Genomic DNA, 16,727 nt, shown 5'->3' with positions numbered 1-16,727 from the left:
TCCCAGGCACGCCGTAGGCTGGGTGGGTGACGACAGCCCTCTACCGCCGCTACCGGCCCGAGACCTTCGCGGAGATGATCGGGCAGTCCCAGGTGACCGACCCGCTCATGACCGCACTGCGCGGCGACCGGGTGGGGCACGCCTACCTGTTCTCCGGTCCGCGCGGCTGCGGCAAGACCACGTCGGCGCGCATCCTCGCGCGCTGCCTGAACTGCGCCGAGGGCCCCACCGACACCCCGTGCGGCGTGTGCCCGAGCTGCGTGGAGCTGTCCCGCAACGGCGGCGGCTCGCTGGATGTCGTCGAGATCGACGCGGCCAGCCACAACGGCGTCGACGACGCCCGCGACCTGCGCGAGCGGGCCACCTTCGCGCCCAGCCGCGACCGGTACAAGATCTTCATCCTCGACGAGGCGCACATGGTCACGCCGCAGGGATTCAACGCCCTGCTGAAGCTGGTCGAGGAGCCGCCCGCGCACGTGAAGTTCATCTTCGCGACCACCGAGCCCGAGAAGGTGCTCGGTACCATCCGCTCCCGCACGCACCACTACCCGTTCCGGCTCGTGCCCCCTGCGGCGATGATCGAGTACGTCGAGAAGCTGTGCGTCGAGGAGGGTGTGCAGGTCGAGCCGGGCGTGCTCGGGCTGGTCGTCCGCGCCGGCGGCGGCTCGCCGCGTGACACCCTCTCGCTGCTGGACCAGCTGATCGCGGGATCCGACGGGGGCAACGTGACCTACGAACGCGCGGTCGCGCTGCTCGGCTACACCCACGCAGCCCTGCTCGACGAGATCGTCGAGGCGCTCGCCGCGGGCGATGCGGCTGCGGCTTTCCCCGCGGTGGACCGCGTCGTGCAGACCGGCCAGGACCCGCGTCGCTTCGTCGACGACCTCCTCGAGCGGCTGCGCGACCTGATCGTCATCGCGGCGGTCGGCGACGGCGCCTCGGCCGTGCTGCGCGGGCTGCCCGCCGACGAGATGGAGCGGATGATCGCGCAGGCCGCGAGCTTCGGCCCCGCACGTCTTTCGCGCACCGCCGACCTGGTGAGCCAGGCGCTCGATGACATGACCGGTGCGACCTCGCCGCGCCTGCACCTGGAGCTGCTGGTCGCTCGCGTGCTGGCCGGTGCGCCCGCGGATGCCTCGGGCCAGGCGGCGTCGGTGCAGTCGACCGCGCCTCGGGCTGTGGCGCCCGCCGCCGCTGCGCCCGCGCCGGCCCGTGCCGGTTCCGCCTCGGGCACGGGGGCGGCGGGTTCCGCTCTGTCACCGTCGGCCACCTCCCCGTCGGCTCAGAACGGTTCTGCTCCGGCCACTTCGGGTGCTGCCGCATCCGGCGCTGCTTCGTCCGCTCCCGCTGCTCCGTCCGCGCCCGCAGCGGCGACGCCGGCATCCGGATCCGCCGCCGCGACGTCGAATTCCGCCGAGCCTGTCTCGTCGACGGCTGCGGATGCTCCGTCCGACGGAACCGCTGCGACGGCGGGAACCGCCGGGACTGCCGAGTCCGAGGCGGATGCGACCGCGGGATCAGCGACTCCATCGCCCGGATCGGGCGAGCACGCCGGCGACGAGCCGGCCGCGAGCGGCACCGCTGCATCGGCGGACGGCGCCGATCCGACGTCGGCTTCGGAGCCTGTGCGGTCGGACGCCGAGCCTGCGACCGCCGTCCCGACCGGCCCGGTCACGTTCGACCGCATCGCCGCCACGTGGTCAGCAGTGCTGGACCGTCTCGCGACGGCGAGCCGCTCGTCCTGGCTGGTGGCCACCGGCACTCAGCCGCTCGCCTACGATCCCGACAGCGGTGTGCTGACGCTCGGATTCGCGAGCCCCGCCGATGTGCCGAAGTTCAAGGGCACCAAACCCGGGCAGGGGCCGTCCGACCACCTGCGCACGGCCATCGAGCAGGAGCTCGGCGTCACCGTGAAGTACCTTCCCGCTCCGCTGCCGCCGTCCGGCGGCGGGTCCGCTCCCCGGCCTGCGCCGCCCGCGCCCGCTCCTCCGCAGCCGGTTGCCGGCGACGATGCACCCGCGGCCGGCTGGGCCAACCCGATGAGCGCGCCCGAGTCGATCGGCGACTCCGTGCGCAGCGGCGGTGCGTCCGGCGGCGGTTCCCCCGCTGCATCCGGCGGCCGTGCGCCCGCGGCATCCGCGTCGTCCCGTTCTGCGGCCGCCGCGGTGACGGAGTGGGCCGTCGCGCCGATCCCGACCTCCGCGCCCGAGGCGCCCGCGGGCGCCGTGCTCACCGCACCGGCGCCCTCGGCACCGGTGTCCGTCGTGCAGCAGCAGTTCCCGGTGGATGAGGAGCCGGCCGACGCCGAGGCATCGGTATCCGCCCCGCAGCCTCCGGTCGACGGCGCGATCGACTCCCCGCCCGAGGTGGACTACCCACCGTTCGACGATGCGCCTCCGTTCGACGACGAGCCCCCCTACGACCCCGCCTACGACGGTCCGCAGGACGATCCGAGGGCATCCGCCTCCTACGGTCGCGGATCGTCGGCACCGGCACGTGCGATGTCCGCACCCGCGCAGGCCGCCCCGGCCCCGCCCGCCGCACCCTCGCAGGCCGCGCCGGCGCCGTCTGCAGCCGAGTCCCGTGCGTCCGCGCCGGTCGTCTCCCGCGTCGCGCCCGCCGCCGGCGGCGTCGAGCGACGGGGAGAGGCCGTGATCCGCCAGGTGCTCGGAGCCAGATTCCTGCGTGAAGAGCCCTATCAGCCCCCGACGAGGTTCAACTGATGTACGACGGCATCGTCCAGGAGCTGATCGACGAGTTCGGCCGGCTCCCCGGCATCGGCCCGAAGTCCGCGCAGCGCATCGCGTTCCACATTCTGCAGACCCCGTCCTTCGACGTCGCGCGCCTGTCGGAGCTGCTCACCGAGGTGCGCGCCCGCGTGCGGTTCTGCGAGGTGTGCGGCAACGTGTCCGAGCAGGATCGCTGTGCGATCTGCCGCGATCCGCGCCGCAACGCCGAACTGATCTGCGTGGTCGAGGACGCCAAGGATGTCGCGGCCATCGAGCGCACCCGCGAGTTCCGCGGTCTGTACCACGTGCTCGGCGGCGCGATCAGCCCCATCGCGGGCGTCGGCCCCGACGACCTGCGCATCGCCCAGCTGATGACCCGTCTCGCCGACGGCACCGTGCAGGAGGTCATCCTCGCCACGAACCCCAACCTCGAGGGCGAGGCCACGGCCAGCTACCTCAGCCGGCTGCTGACCAGCATGGAGATCACCGTCTCGCGGCTGGCATCCGGCCTGCCCGTCGGCGGCGACCTGGAGTATGCGGACGAGGTGACGCTGGGACGGGCCTTCGAGGGCCGTCGCCGCCTGTGAACGCGCAGGCGGGATTCACCCGGAAGGGCTGGATCCTGTTCGCCGTCATGGCGTTCGTGTGGGGCATCACGTACCTGTTCATCAAGGAGGCGGTCGACACCTTCGGGCCGCCGGCGGTGGTCGCCGGACGCACGCTGCTGGGTGGACTCGTGCTGCTGCCGTTCGCGATCCGCAGCGGCGCACTGAAGGCGGCCTGGAAGCACTGGCCGTGGGTGCTCGTGTTCGGTCTGCTGGAGATGGGCGGGCCCTTCCTGCTCCTCAGCCATGCCGAGACGCAGCTGCCTTCGGGGCTCACCGGGCTCCTGGTGGCGACGGTGCCGCTGTTCGCGGTGATCATCGCCCTGCTGCGCGGCGACAGGTCCGCGCTCGCGCCGATCCGGCTGGGCGGTCTGCTCGTCGGGTTCGCCGGCGTGGTGGTGGTCGTCGCCGGGCCCGGTCTGTTCCCGCACGAGCCGGCCAGCATGATCGCGATCGGCGAGATCCTGCTCACCGCCGTGATGTACGCGATCGCACCGTTCGTCATCGCCTACAAGCTCTCCGACGTCCCCTCGATCGGCACGATCACGCTGGCGCTGTTCGCGATCGGACTGGCGTACCTGCCGGCGGCGCTGCTGACCCCGCACGAGCCGCCGACCGTGCGCTCCGCGGGATCACTGCTGCTCCTCGGAGTGATCTGCACGGCGCTCGCGTTCGTCGCCTTCTTCGCGCTGATCCGCGAGGTCGGGCCGGTGCGCGCCCCGCTGTTCACCTACATCAACCCGATCGTCGCGATCGTGCTCGGCACGGTCCTCGTCGCGGAACCGATCACTCCCGGTCTGCTGATCGGCTTCCCGATCATCCTGATCGGATGCTGGTTCGCCGCGACCGGCGGGAGGCTGAAGCCCCGGGCATCCGAGGCGGCGCCTGCAGCCGTCGAGTAACGGACCGCCGTCACATGCGCGGGACGGCATGGAGCCGATCCGTACAATGATCCTGGGCGGTTCCGCCCACCGTCCCCGGGAGTGATCGTGGCCCTGATCGTGCAGAAGTACGGCGGTTCGTCCGTCGCCGACGCAGAGAGCATCAAGCGCGTCGCCAAGCGCATCGTCGACACCCGTCGCGCCGGCCACGACGTCGTCGTCGCCGTGAGCGCCATGGGCGACACCACCGACGAGATGCTGGATCTCGCGCACGAGGTGGCGCCGATCCCCGCCCCGCGCGAACTGGACATGCTGCTCTCCAGCGGTGAGCGCATCTCGATGGCGCTGCTGGCGATGGCCATCCACTCGATGGGCTTCGAGGCGCGATCGTTCACCGGCAGCCAGGCCGGCATGATCACCGACTCGCACCACGGCAAGGCGCGCATCGTCGACGTCACCCCGGTGCGCCTGCGCGAGGCACTGGACGAGGGGGCGATCGTCATCGTCGCCGGCTTCCAGGGCTTCAACCGCGACACCCGCGACATCACCACGCTCGGCCGCGGCGGCTCCGACACCACCGCCGTCGCGCTGGCGGCAGCGCTGAAGGCCGACGTCTGCGAGATCTACAGCGACGTCGACGGCATCTACACGGCGGACCCGCGCGTCATCCCGCGCGCCGCCAAGCTCGACCACATCTCCAGCGAGGAGATGCTCGAGCTCGCCGCGAACGGCGCCAAGGTGCTGTACATCCGCGCCGTCGAGTACGCGCGCCGTCATCGCGTGCTCATCCACGCACGATCCACGTTCTCGTCTGCCGAGGGCACCTACGTTCTGGGCGAGGGCATGAAGAACCCCCGCGAATCCGAGGGAGCAGCCATGGAAGAACCCATCGTCGCCGGCGTCGCCACCGACCTCAGCCAGGCGAAGATCACCGTCGCGGGCGTGCCGGACGTTCCCGGCAAGGCCGCTGAGATCTTCAAGATCGTCTCCAAGTCGGGCGCCAACGTCGACATGATCGTGCAGAACGTGTCGGCCGCCTCCACGGGCCGCACCGACATCTCCTTCACGCTGTCCAAGGCCGACGCCGCCGGCACCATCAAGGCTCTCGCCGCCGAGCAGTCCGCGGTCGGCTTCGAGAACCTGCTGCACGACGACCAGATCGGCAAGCTCTCGGTCGTCGGCGCGGGCATGCGCACGCACTCGGGCGTCTCCGAGATCCTCTTCGACGCGCTCAGCCGCGGCGGCGTGAACATCGAGATGATCTCCACCTCCGAGATCCGCATCTCGGTCGTGGTGCGCGGATCCGACCTGGCTCAGGCGGCGCAGGCCGTGCACACCGCCTACGGTCTGGACAGCGAGATCGAAGCGGTCGTCCACGCCGGCACCGGCCGCTGACGCCTCCCGACGCCGTCCGAGCCCGGGACACCTGCACGAGCGGGGAACGCCTGCACGGCCGGAGCCCCGGATTCGCCGTGCATCCGTTCCCTCGCCGTGCATCCGTGCCCGACGTGCACCGGTGCCGGCCCGATACGATCGTCGGATGACGACGGATGCCGGGGCGAAGACCGAATCGGGCGCGGAAGCTCTCACGATCCGTGACCTGGAGCCGGCCGATCGCGACGCCTGGGCCGCGCTGTTCCGCGGCTACCGCGACTTCTACGAGCTCGAGCACGATGACGCCGTCATCGACACGGTCTGGGAGTGGCTGCAGGATGCCGGCCACGAGCTGAACGCGCTGCTCGCGGTGCGCGACGGCGCCCCGATCGGCATCGCGCACTGGCGTCGTTTCGCCCGCCCGTCGCGCGGCGCGACGGCCATCTTCCTGGACGACCTCTTCGTCTCGCCCGGCGTGCGCGGCGGGGGAGTGGGCCGAGCGCTGCTGACCCGGCTGCACGAGATCGCTCGCGAGCAGGGGCTGATCGAGGTGCGCTGGATCACCTCGTACACCAACACCGACGCCCAGCGCCTGTACGACCGGGTCGCCCTCCGCGCGCCGTTCCACACGTACATCGACCAGGTCTGACGCGAACCTCCGCCCGCGTCACGACCGGTCCCGCCCCCATCGCGAGCAGGTAGACTCGCCGCAACCCTGACATCGGCGCCGGGCGCAGCATCCTCACCCGGGGCTGAGCCTGGCGCACCGTCTCCACGCCAAGGACTGCTCATGACCCGCATCTCAGACTCAGGTTTCTCGATCGCCATCGTCGGCGCGACCGGACAGGTCGGCACCGTCATGCGCGAGATCCTCGCCGAGCGCTCGTTCCCGATCCGTGAGCTGCGGCTGTTCGCGTCCGCCCGCTCGGCCGGGACGAGCATCGACTTCGGCGGCACCGACGTGATCGTCGAGGACGTGGAGACGGCGGACGCCTCGGGCATCGACATCGCGCTGTTCTCGGCCGGCGCGACCGCCAGCCGCGCCTACGCGCCGAAGTTCGCCGCAGCCGGCGCCGTCGTGGTCGACAACTCCAGTGCGTGGCGGATGGACCCGGAGGTCCCGCTGGTCGTCAGCGAGGTCAACCCGGATGCCATGGACGAGCGCCCCAAGGGGATCATCGCCAACCCGAACTGCACCACCATGGCCGCGATGCCCGTCATGAAGGCGCTGCACGCCGAGGCCGGTCTCGAGCGACTGATCGTCAGCACCTACCAGGCCGTCTCCGGCTCCGGTCTCGCCGGTGCCCAGGAGCTGCTCGGTCAGGTGGAGGGGGTGCTCGCCCAGGGCGACACCCTGCGGCTCGTGCACGACGGCTCCTCCGTCGACTTCCCGCAGCCGGAGAAGTACGTCGCGCCGATCGCGTTCGACGTCATCCCGCTGGCCGGCTCCATCGTCGACGACGGTGACAACGAGACCGACGAGGAGAAGAAGCTCCGCAACGAGAGCCGCAAGATCCTCGGCCTCCCCGACCTGCGCGTGGCCGGCACCTGCGTGCGCGTGCCCGTGTTCACCGGCCACTCGCTGTCGATCCACGCGGAGTTCGCGAACGACATCACCCCGGAGCGCGCCTACGAGGTCCTCGCCGCAGCCCCGGGCGTCGTCGTCGACGAGGTGCCGACCCCGCTCCAGGCGGCGGGCAAGGACCCCAGCTTCGTCGGCCGCATCCGCGCCGACCAGTCCGCTCCCGAGGGCAAGGGACTGGTGCTGTTCATCAGCAACGACAACCTGCGCAAGGGTGCGGCGCTGAACGCCGTGCAGATCGCCGAGGAGCTCGCGAAGCGCCTGGTCCCGGCATCCGCCTGAGCCGTCGCGCGGAAATCGGGACGGATGCCGACGGCTAGACTTATCGGGTGACTGAAACCGTCGATGTCGTTCTGATCGGTGGGGGCATCATGTCCGCCACTCTGGGTACCCTGCTGCACGAACTGCAGCCGGACTGGAAGATCGTCGCCTATGAGCGACTCAGCGACGTCGCCGAGGAGAGCTCGCACGCGTTCAACAACGCGGGCACGGGGCACGCCGCGCTCTGCGAGTTGAACTACACGCCGGAGGCGGCCGACGGCAGCGTCGACGTCAGCAAGGCGGTCTCGATCAACGAGCAGTTCCAGCTCAGCCGGCAGTTCTGGTCGAGCCTGGTCGACCGCGGCGTGCTCAGCGAGCCCGACACGTTCATCAACCCGACTCCGCACATGACCTTCGTGCGCGGCGAGAAGAACGTCTCCTTCCTGAAGACGCGCTACGAGGCGCTGTCGAAGCAGACGCTGTTCGCCGACATGGAGTACAGCGAGGACTCCCGCGTCATCAACAAGTGGGCGCCGCTGCTCATGGAGAAGCGGCTCACCGCGGACGCGCCCTTCGCCGCGACGCGCGTCACCGGTGGCACCGACGTCGACTTCGGCGCCCTGACCCACCAGCTCTTCGATCACTTGAAGAGCTCCGGCGTGCAGGTGCTCCCGAACCATGAGGTGCGCTCGCTCAAGAAGCAGAAGGACGGCACCTGGCTGGTGAAGAACCGCCAGACGGTCGGCCGCACCCCCAGCCAGGTCAAGGCGCGCTTCGTGTTCGTCGGCGCCGGCGGCTGGGCCCTCAAGCTTCTGCAGAACAGCGGCATCCCCGAGATCAAGGGCTACGGATGCTTCCCGATCGGCGGCCAGTGGCTCATGACCACGAAGCCCGAGATCGTCTCCAAGCACCAGGCCAAGGTGTACTCCAAGGCGACCGTCGGCGCCCCGCCGATGTCCGTCCCGCACCTGGACACGCGTGTCGTCGACGGTGAGACCTCGGTGCTGTTCGGACCGTTCGCCACGTTCAGCCCGAAGTTCCTGAAGAACGGCTCGAACTGGGACATCGTCACGCAGGTGCGTCCCTCGAACCTGTTCAGCATGCTGAAGGTCGCGGTCACCAACTTCGATCTCATCAAGTACCTGGTGACCGAGCTGCTCAAGAACCACAGCCGCAAGGTCGACGACCTGCGTGAGCTCATGCCGGATGCCAAGGACGAGGACTGGACGCTGCGTCAGGCCGGTCAGCGCGCCCAGGTCATGCACAACGGCAACCTGCAGTTCGGCACCGAGGTCATCACCTCGGCGGACGGCTCGATTTCGGGTCTGCTGGGCGCATCGCCGGGCGCGTCCACGGCCGTGCCGATCATGCTGGGTCTGCTCAAGCGCTGCTTCGCCGAGGAGTACGCGGGCTGGGAGCCCCGGCTGCGCGAGCTGATCCCCACGCTGGGGGAGAAGCTGAACGACCAGCCCGAGCTCGCAGAGAAGACGTTCGCGGAGACCTCGGCGACCCTGTCGCTGCAGAGCTGACGGACCCACCGTGGCGAAGCTGTACTTCCGCTACGGCGCGATGAACTCGGGCAAGTCGACGGCCTTGCTGCAGGCGGCCTACAACTACGAGGAGCGCGGGCAGCGGGTGCTGCTCGCCAAGCCCGAGATCGACACCAAGGGCGCCTCGCAGATCGAGAGCCGCCTCGGCATGACCCGTGAGGTCGACTTCCTGATCGGCTCCGACGACGACGCCCGTGCGCTGTTCGCGGTGCACCGGCAGCGGATCCGCGACGAGGTCGACGAGGAGCTGCTCCCCGCGGCGCCCGCCGACGTCGCGTGCCTGCTGATCGACGAGGCGCAGTTCCTCACGCCCGAGCAGATCGACGATCTGTTCCGGATCGCGGTGCTGGACGGCATTCCCGTGCTCGCCTACGGCATCCGCAACGACTTCCGCACGCATGCGTTCCCGGGCTCTGCCCGGCTGCTGGCGATCGCCCACACTCTGGAGGAGCTGAAGACGATCTGCCGCTGCGGCCGCAAGGCCGTCTTCAACGGGCGGAAGGTCGACGGCCGATTCGTGTTCGACGGCGACCAGGTTGCGATCGACGGCGTTGCCGTGACGTACGAGTCGCTGTGCGGCAACTGCTATCTCGAGGAGTCCGGGGGAGTGCTCGGCTGAGGGCCGTTTGCGTGGTCTGACCACATCGGATAGCCTGTGGTCTGACCACAGGAGGACGGATGCCGGAGACCACTGCGCGCGCCTGGCGCACCGTGCTCGCACGGGTGGAGAGCGATCTGCTCGACGGCGTGCTCGGCCCGGGGGACCGGCTGCCGTCGGAGCGCGACCTCGCCGCTGACCTCGGCGTGGGGCGCTCGAGCGTGCGTGAGGCGCTGCGGGTGCTCGAGGTGATGGGGCTGATCCGCACCGCGACCGGCTCCGGACCCCAGGCGGGCGCGATCGTCATCGCCGCGCCCTCCGGAGGCATGTCCACACTGCTGCGGCTGCAGGTGGCCGCACAGGGCTTCCCGCTGGCGGATGTCGTCCAGACCAGGCTCGTGCTGGAGGATGCCGTCGTCGCCCGTCTTTCTGCTGACCCGCGGCGCGATCTCGCCGGCATCCGCGGCATCCTGACCGCCATGGATGCGGATGATCTCACTGCGCCCGTGTTCCTCGCGCTCGACGCCGAGCTGCACTACGCCCTCGCCGAGGCTTCAGGGAACACCGTCATCGCCGCGATGATGGCGGGCCTGCGCACCGCGATCGAGTCCTACGTGCTGGAGGGCTCGGCGCGCATCGAGGACTGGGACGCCATGGCATCCCGGCTGCGCACGGAGCATCACGCGATCGTCGACGCCGTCGAGGCGGGCGGGGCGGATGCCGCACGCGCCCTCGTCCACGACCACATCACCGGTTACTACGTCGCCGCCGGGCTCGTGCCCGGCGACCACTGACGCACACCCTGCAGAGGAGAGACACCATGGTCCAGCGCCAGCTGCCCAACCCCGCCGAGCTGCTCGAGCTCATGAAGTTCAAGAAGCCCGAGCTGGACGGGCGCAAGCGCCGTCTCGACGCGGCGCTGACGATCTACGACCTGCGCACCATCGCCAAGCGTCGCACGCCGAAGGCCGCCTTCGACTACACCGACGGCGCGGCAGAGGGCGAGCTGTCGTTGGCGCGCGCCCGCCAGGCCTTCGCGGACGTCGAGTTCCACCCCGGCATCCTCAAGCCCGCCCCCACCGTCGACACGAGCGTCGAGATCCTCGGCGGTCCGTCCGCGCTTCCCTTCGGCATCGCGCCCACCGGCTTCACCCGCCTCATGCAGACCGAGGGCGAGACCGCAGGTGCGGGAGCGGCGGCCGCCGCGGGCATCCCGTTCACCCTGTCCACGCTGGGCACCACCTCGATCGAGGGCGTGAAGGCCGCCAACCCGAACGGACGCAACTGGTTCCAGCTGTACGTCATGCGCGACCGTGAGATCTCCTACGAGCTCACCCGCCGCGCCGCCGCCGCCGGCTTCGACACCCTGCAGTTCACGGTCGACACCCCCGTCGCAGGCGCCCGCCTGCGCGACAAGCGCAACGGCTTCAGCATCCCGCCGCAGCTGACCCTCGGCACGATCATCAACGCCATCCCGCGGCCGTGGTGGTGGTACGACTTCCTCACTACGCCCAAGCTCGAGTTCGCCTCGCTCAGCACCACCGGCGGCACCGTCGGCGAGCTGCTGGACGCCGCCATGGACCCCACGATCAGCTACGACGACCTCGCCGTCATTCGCGACCTGTGGCCCGGCAAGATCGTCATCAAGGGCGTGCAGAACGTCGAGGACTCGGTGCGGCTGAAGGATGCCGGCGTCGACGGCATCGTGCTCTCCAACCACGGTGGGCGTCAGCTCGATCGCGCGCCCATCCCGTTCCGTCTGCTGCCGCACGTGCGCAAGGCCGTGGGCGACGACTTCACGGTGATGGTGGACACCGGCATCATGAACGGCGCCGACATCGTGGCATCCGTCGCCCTGGGGGCCGACTTCACCCTCATCGGCCGCGCCTACCTGTACGGCCTCATGGCCGGCGGGCGTCAGGGCGTGGACCGCACGATCGCGATCCTGCGGACCGAGATCGAGCGCACGATGCGTCTGCTGGGTGTCTCCACCCTGGCCGAGCTCGAGCCGAAGCATGTCACGCAGCTGGCGCGCCTGGTGCCGGTGGCCGAGGGCGCCGCGGAGTCTGTCGTCCGCTGAGGCGTGTCCCAGAAGCGGCGGGTCGGGTCAGCCCGGGCCCGCCGCTTCTGAGACATGGCGCACGGTCTGTCTCAGAACGGACCGGTCTGCCGCCTCGTGACCCGCATCTTCTGGGACGCGGCTGCGGACGCCGTCAGCGGGCGACGCGCTCCGGCAGACCCGCGATGAGCTCGTCGAGCTTGTCGGCCGTGTCCTCCCAGCCCTCCACGGCCACGGAGGGGACGCCGATCGCGAGTACCGGGTAGTCGTTGCCGCCCTCGTCCAGCCGGTCGCCGTAGAAAAGCATGTCGGTCAGCGGGATGCCGGTGTGGTCGGCGAGTTGGCGCATGCCATAGGCCTTGTCGATGCCGGCGCGAGTGATGTCGATGCTCGTGGAGCCGCCGGAGCGGACCTCCAGGCCGGGCAGGCGTGCAGCGACCGCGTCGCGGAGAAGGGCCCGCTTTGCGCCGTCCGGATCCCAGGCGTGCTTCGCGTCGCGGGGGGCCTGCTGCCCCAGCGCCGAGAACGTGATCTGCGATCCGCGGTCCTCGAGGATCTCGCCCCAGGTGCGGCTCTCCCACAGACCCAGGCGCTCGGCCTCCTCGCGCAGCGCGGTGAGCGCGTCGGACTTCTCCTGGTCGGTGAGGTCGTGGGCGTAGACCGCGGCGAATGCCGCGCCGTCGTGCCGCAGGTAGCGGGTGCCGCAGGTGGGCAGCAGGTGCAGCCGGGCCAGATCGGATGCCATCGTGTCGGCGAGGCGGGCGATGACCTGCGTGCGGAACTGATCCTCGTTGCCGCCCGAGATGATCGCCACGTCCACGCGCTGCAGCAGTGCGCGCAGCAGATCCGCGATGCGGACGTCGATCTCGCCCTTCGACGGGGCGAGCGTGTCATCGAGGTCGAAGGCGACCAGGCGAGGCGTAGGCATAGTGATTACAGGGTATCGGAGGGGAGCTGTGGGGGAGCGGAGGGGGCTGTTCGACGCATATCCCGGTCCACGTGGCGATTCGCGGCATCGGGCGGGGGCGTTGCTCGCCGCTGCGCGGCATCGCGGCGGCGTGGGGCGGCCCACCGCTTCGCGGCGTGCCGCTCTGTCGGCTTGCGACGGGGTGCATCCCCGCCGCGCCCTCCACCCACCGCTCGTCGGGGAGGTTCGTCGCGTTGCCCGGAGTGGCGGCGGGCGGAGCCTCCTGCGCGGCGGGGCCCCTCTGGCGTCCCGGACGGAAAAGCCGAAGATCCCCCGCCCTCCGGGCGGGGGATCTTCGGCTTTGAGTCGGGGTGACAGGATTTGAACCTGCGGCCTCTTCGTCCCGAACGAAGCGCGCTACCAAGCTGCGCCACACCCCGTTGTTGCAACCGTTCGAGTCTACATGCGAACGGCCTCAACGACGAATCGGCGAGCGTGCACCGGTCGCCCGCGCGCGTCGCAGGCGGTGCCCGCCCGGAGCGACGCTCACCAGCGGCGAATACGGACGCACGCCACTGCGCGGGCTCAGGCGCTGCGGGCGGTCAGAGTCAGCAGCGTCGCCTCGGGGCGGCAGGCGAAGCGCACGGGCGCGTAGATCGAGTGCCCGCAGCCCGCGCTCACGTTCAGCGGCACGGTGCGCCCATCGCGCGTCCAGGTGCTCAGACCCTTGGCCTGCTTCAGCGGGATGTCGCAGTTCGCGACCAGCGCCCCGTAGCCCGGGAGGCACACCTGGCCGCCGTGCGTGTGGCCGCCGAACACGACATCCGCCCCGAGTTCCACGAAGCGGTTCAGGACGCGCTGGTACGGCGCGTGCGTCACGCCGATCACGGAGGAACCTGCCGGCCGCTCCCCGAGCGCGCCGAGCGCCGAGGGGAGCACGTCCAGCTCGTCCCAGTCGCGATGCGCGTCATCGACCCCCAGGAAGTCGATGCTGTTCCCGGCGACCTCCATCCGCGCCGCGGCGTTGTTCAGGTTGTGCCAGCCGAGCTCATCCATGAAGTACTCGTCCATGGCATCCGTGTCGAGCGACTGGATCCGCTTCGCGCCGCTCGAGGGTCCCATGAAGTACTTGAACGGGTTGCGGGGCGATGGGGCCTGCACGTCGTTCGAACCGTGCACGAACACGCCGGGGATCCCCGCAAGGGGATCGAAGGCACGGCGGATGCCGGAGAGCCCGTCGAGATGCCCGAGGTTGTCGCCGGTGTTCACCACGAGATCAGGCTCGAGCGCGGCGAGCGTCGCCAGCCAGCGCTGCTTGCGGTGCTGCCACGGCGCCATGTGGGCATCCGAGAGGTGCAGCACGCGCACAGGGCGACTCCCCGGAGCAAGCGCCGGGGCGGTCACCTCACGGACGGTGAACAGGTACCGCTCGATCCCGACGCCCCACACCGTCGCCGCGACGCCCGCGGCCCCCACCGCGCCGAGCGCGATGAGGGCCGGGTGCGCGGAACCTCGCGAGGTCAATGCTCGTTTCCGATGCAGACCACCGACACCGTGCTGCCGGGCGGCGCAGGGGAGCCTCCTGGCGGGTTCTGAGCTGTCACGGGCGTCCCACCGTTGCAGCCCTTGTCGTCGACGCTGAACCCGGCATCCTCCAGGGTCTTCTTCGCGTCGCTGAACTTCGCGCCCACCACGTTCGGCACGTTCGCTGCGGGCGGATTGCCCGTGCTCGGCGAGAGAGTCACGGTCGTGCCGCCGGGCGCCTGACCGGCACCCGGCGTCTGGGTCGCGACCAGCCCGGCACCGACGGTGCTGTCCACGGGGGCGCCGACCTGCACCGAGAACCCGGCGTCCTCGATCGTCTTGGTGGCCTCTTCGATGGACATCCCGACGACGTTGGGCAGATCCTTCAGGACCTGACGGGTGAGGTTCCTGTCGGGGCTGGGGAGCGCGTCTCCGCCGTACACCTTGTTCGCGGCACGCTCCAAGGCCCTGGCGATGTCGAATCTCGCAGTGTTCAGCGACTTGCCCTTGTAGAAGTTCTTGGCGATCGGGAAGTCCTTGCCGCCGTTCTTCCCGACGTACACGAAGGTGGTCGTCTTCGTGCTCGACAGCGCCATAGCGGTACCGATCTCCTGGTGGGTTCCGGTCTTGCCGAACATGGGGATGCCATCCCTCGTGTTGGCCGCGCTGCCCGTCGCGTTCATCACACCGTGCAGCGCATATGACGCAGTGGCCGCGACCTCGGGAGAGATGACCTGCGTGCAGGACGACTCCGGCAGCGGCATCTCCTTGCCGTCGGCTCCGACGATCTTGTCGATCGCCTTCGGCGTGCAGTAGACGCCCTTGTTCGCGATCGTGGCATAGGCGCCCGCCATCTGGATCGGTGCGATATTGCGCGAACCGAGGATCGACTCGTACAGCGTGTTGGTCTTGGTGACGGGAACCATGTTGCCCTGGTGCACGCCGAGTCGCTCGGCCACCTTGTTGATGTCGCAGAGATCGAGGTCCTTCGCCATGGCGTAGAAACCGCTGTTCAGCGAGGCCGCAGTGAAGCGCATCGGGGTGCCCACATACCCAGGAACGCTGCCGTAGTTCTTCGAGATGTTGGCGCTGCCGCTGTACGTCACGGGCTCTCCGCACGTCTGGTACGTCGAACTCGGCAGGAGGGAACTGCGACGCCCGTCGAGCGTCTCGTTGACCGAGTGACCCTTCTCCAGCCAATCGAGCAGGGTGAAGACCTTGTACGACGAACCCGGCTGGAATCCTTCGGAGTTGCCGTGGTCGCGGTCCGCTGCATATACCAAGCTGCTCTGCCCCGGAGTGCTGTTGGCATTCGCGGATTCGTTGAACTGGGTGTTCTGCGCGATTGCGAGAATGCGACCCGTGCTGGCCTCGAGGGTGACCGCGCTGCCGGCGATCACGTGGTTGGGGTCGTCGAGATGGGTGGGGACCCTCGCCGCCATCGCTTCGTTGCCGGCGTTCTGAACGCGCATGTCGAGCGAGGTGTACACGCTCATACCGCCGCGACGGAGGGTGTCTCGGCGGTCGCCGACGGTGGCACCGAAGACCTTGTCGTCCTCGATCACATTCTTCACGTACTGGCAGAAGTAGCCCTGCTGCCCCGCGGCCTGGCAGCCCTGGGTCGTCGAGTGGATGTTCGGGGTGATGGGCAGCGCCACGGCCTCATCGTGCTGCTTCTTCGTGATCTTGCCGTCGATCAGCATGCGATCGAGCACGTAGTTGCGGCGGAACTTGGTGTCGGCGTAGCCGTCTTCCTTGCTGTTCCTCGCCTTGCCGGTCTTGTCAGTCCATGACCCACCCTGCTTGTCGAAGCGGAACCGGTTCGGGTTCTGCACGGCGCCGGCGAGCGTGGCCGCCTGGTCGAGCGTGAGCTTGGCGGCGGTCGTACCGAAGTAGTAGTTCGCGGCGGCCTCGATGCCGTAGGTCTGACCGCCGAAGTTGGCGATGTTCAGGTAGCCGAGGAGGATGTCGTTCTTGGAGTAGTCCTTCTCGATCTGGATCGCATAGCGCATCTCCTGCAGCTTGCGCTCGACGCCCTTGGCGCCGGTGGCGTTGGTGGCGTCATTCCAGCAGGCGTTGAGCTTCTCGCTGTACTTCGGATCGCCTGCCGAGACGTCCTGCTCGCACTTCTGGATGAGCACGTTCTTCACGAACTGCTGGCTGATCGTCGAAGCACCGCGGGAGGAGGTGCCGCGGACGTTGTCGTAGACCGCCTTGACAGTCGCACCCAGGTTCACGCCGCCGTGCTCGTAGAAGCTCTTGTCCTCACTGGAGAGGAGCGCGTCGTACATGACGGGCGAGACCTGATTGAAGGTCACGGGCACGCGGTTCTGGTCGAAGAACCTCGCCAGCTCGAAGGGCTTTCCGTCGGCGCCTGTCGCGTAGAAGACGGTGGGCTCCATCGGGGTGCTGGGGTTGAGCGCATCAGGCAGGTTCTCGAAGATCGAGAGGGCCTGCGAGCCACTGACACCGGCGATGGCGATGGCGGGGGTGACGGCGGCCGTGGCCAGCACGCCGGCGACAGCGCTCAGGCCGACGAGGCCCAGCAGACCGCCGAGCACACCCTTCAGCGTCCGATTCTTTTGAGGCATACGCTTGATGCTAGGGGAGTTCCCTGAATAGAAGCCTCGACGCACGGACCGTCCGGCGCGCCGACG

13 protein-coding genes and 1 tRNA gene are annotated in these 16,727 nt (G+C 69.6%); 10 read left to right on the top strand and 4 right to left on the bottom strand.

Annotated elements, in window-relative coordinates:
- Window positions 1-26: 26 nt before the first annotated feature.
- From MIAR_RS13195 to MIAR_RS13150, 10 genes are all read left to right on the top strand, one after another.
- Window positions 27-2,723 (top strand): DNA polymerase III subunit gamma and tau, encoded by a 2,697-nt coding sequence (locus tag MIAR_RS13195; RefSeq protein WP_285636732.1) that lies wholly within the window; start codon window positions 27-29, stop codon window positions 2,721-2,723.
- Window positions 2,723-3,316: a recombination mediator RecR gene (gene recR / locus MIAR_RS13190; protein ID WP_285636729.1), complete on the top strand. Its 594-nt coding sequence runs from the start codon at window positions 2,723-2,725 to the stop codon at window positions 3,314-3,316. Before MIAR_RS13195 ends, recR begins: the two co-directional genes overlap by 1 nt.
- Window positions 3,313-4,236, top strand: coding sequence for a DMT family transporter (locus tag MIAR_RS13185; RefSeq protein WP_285636725.1), 924 nt, complete (start codon window positions 3,313-3,315; stop codon window positions 4,234-4,236). The genes recR and MIAR_RS13185 overlap by 4 nt, the downstream gene beginning before the upstream one ends.
- Before the next feature lie 87 nt (window positions 4,237-4,323).
- Window positions 4,324-5,610 carry an aspartate kinase gene (locus MIAR_RS13180; protein ID WP_285636723.1) on the top strand — a complete coding sequence of 429 codons (1,287 nt, stop codon included), beginning with the start codon at window positions 4,324-4,326 and terminating at the stop codon, window positions 5,608-5,610.
- Window positions 5,611-5,755: 145 nt separating this feature from the next.
- Window positions 5,756-6,238, top strand: a complete 483-nt coding sequence (locus MIAR_RS13175; RefSeq protein WP_285636721.1) for a GNAT family N-acetyltransferase — start codon at window positions 5,756-5,758, stop codon at window positions 6,236-6,238.
- Between the two features lie 141 nt (window positions 6,239-6,379).
- A complete protein-coding gene (locus MIAR_RS13170; protein ID WP_285636719.1) occupies window positions 6,380-7,453 on the top strand; it encodes an aspartate-semialdehyde dehydrogenase in 1,074 nt (357 codons plus the stop codon).
- A 47-nt stretch (window positions 7,454-7,500) separates the two neighbouring features.
- Window positions 7,501-8,961, top strand: a complete 1,461-nt coding sequence (gene mqo / locus MIAR_RS13165) for a malate dehydrogenase (quinone) (protein WP_285636717.1) — start codon at window positions 7,501-7,503, stop codon at window positions 8,959-8,961.
- 10 nt (window positions 8,962-8,971) lie between these two features.
- Window positions 8,972-9,601, top strand: a complete 630-nt coding sequence (locus MIAR_RS13160) for a thymidine kinase (protein ID WP_285636715.1) — start codon at window positions 8,972-8,974, stop codon at window positions 9,599-9,601.
- Window positions 9,602-9,660: 59 nt separating this feature from the next.
- On the top strand, window positions 9,661-10,374 hold the full coding sequence (locus MIAR_RS13155; RefSeq protein ID WP_285636713.1) for a FadR/GntR family transcriptional regulator: 714 nt from the start codon (window positions 9,661-9,663) through the stop codon (window positions 10,372-10,374).
- A gap of 26 nt (window positions 10,375-10,400) precedes the next feature.
- Window positions 10,401-11,660, top strand: a complete 1,260-nt coding sequence (locus MIAR_RS13150; RefSeq protein WP_285636711.1) for an alpha-hydroxy acid oxidase — start codon at window positions 10,401-10,403, stop codon at window positions 11,658-11,660.
- Window positions 11,661-11,793: 133 nt separating this feature from the next.
- Here MIAR_RS13150 and MIAR_RS13145 read toward each other — a convergent pair whose 3' ends face one another.
- From MIAR_RS13145 to MIAR_RS13130, 4 genes are all read right to left on the bottom strand, one after another.
- Entirely contained in the window at window positions 11,794-12,567 is a 774-nt protein-coding gene (locus tag MIAR_RS13145; protein WP_285636708.1) for an HAD-IIB family hydrolase, read from the bottom strand.
- A gap of 345 nt (window positions 12,568-12,912) precedes the next feature.
- Window positions 12,913-12,986: transfer RNA gene (locus MIAR_RS13140), tRNA-Pro, on the bottom strand.
- A 145-nt stretch (window positions 12,987-13,131) separates the two neighbouring features.
- Window positions 13,132-14,070 (bottom strand): metallophosphoesterase, encoded by a 939-nt coding sequence (locus MIAR_RS13135; RefSeq protein ID WP_285636706.1) that lies wholly within the window; start codon window positions 14,068-14,070, stop codon window positions 13,132-13,134.
- Window positions 14,067-16,661 carry a transglycosylase domain-containing protein gene (locus MIAR_RS13130; protein WP_285636702.1) on the bottom strand — a complete coding sequence of 865 codons (2,595 nt, stop codon included), beginning with the start codon at window positions 16,659-16,661 and terminating at the stop codon, window positions 14,067-14,069. Before MIAR_RS13130 ends, MIAR_RS13135 begins: the two co-directional genes overlap by 4 nt.
- Window positions 16,662-16,727: the final 66 nt, after the last annotated feature.

The sequence above is a fragment of the Microbacterium arabinogalactanolyticum genome (genome assembly GCF_030268005.1).
Taxonomy (GTDB): domain Bacteria; phylum Actinomycetota; class Actinomycetes; order Actinomycetales; family Microbacteriaceae; genus Microbacterium; species Microbacterium arabinogalactanolyticum.
Note: the sequence above shows the minus strand (reverse complement) of the source record. Positions and strands in the feature narration are given on the sequence as shown.

What these genes read in the sequence shown, in the direction of transcription:
- MIAR_RS13150 (WP_285636711.1), top strand. Translation starts at nt 10,401, where the DNA reads ATGGTCCAGCGCCAGCTGCCCAACCCCGCCGAGCTGCTCGAGCTCATG.
- MIAR_RS13145 (WP_285636708.1), bottom strand. Translation starts at nt 12,567, where the DNA reads ATGCCTACGCCTCGCCTGGTCGCCTTCGACCTCGATGACACGCTCGCC.
- MIAR_RS13130 (WP_285636702.1), bottom strand. Translation starts at nt 16,661, where the DNA reads ATGCCTCAAAAGAATCGGACGCTGAAGGGTGTGCTCGGCGGTCTGCTG.
- recR (WP_285636729.1), top strand. Translation starts at nt 2,723, where the DNA reads ATGTACGACGGCATCGTCCAGGAGCTGATCGACGAGTTCGGCCGGCTC.
- MIAR_RS13175 (WP_285636721.1), top strand. Translation starts at nt 5,756, where the DNA reads ATGACGACGGATGCCGGGGCGAAGACCGAATCGGGCGCGGAAGCTCTC.
- MIAR_RS13170 (WP_285636719.1), top strand. Translation starts at nt 6,380, where the DNA reads ATGACCCGCATCTCAGACTCAGGTTTCTCGATCGCCATCGTCGGCGCG.
- MIAR_RS13155 (WP_285636713.1), top strand. Translation starts at nt 9,661, where the DNA reads ATGCCGGAGACCACTGCGCGCGCCTGGCGCACCGTGCTCGCACGGGTG.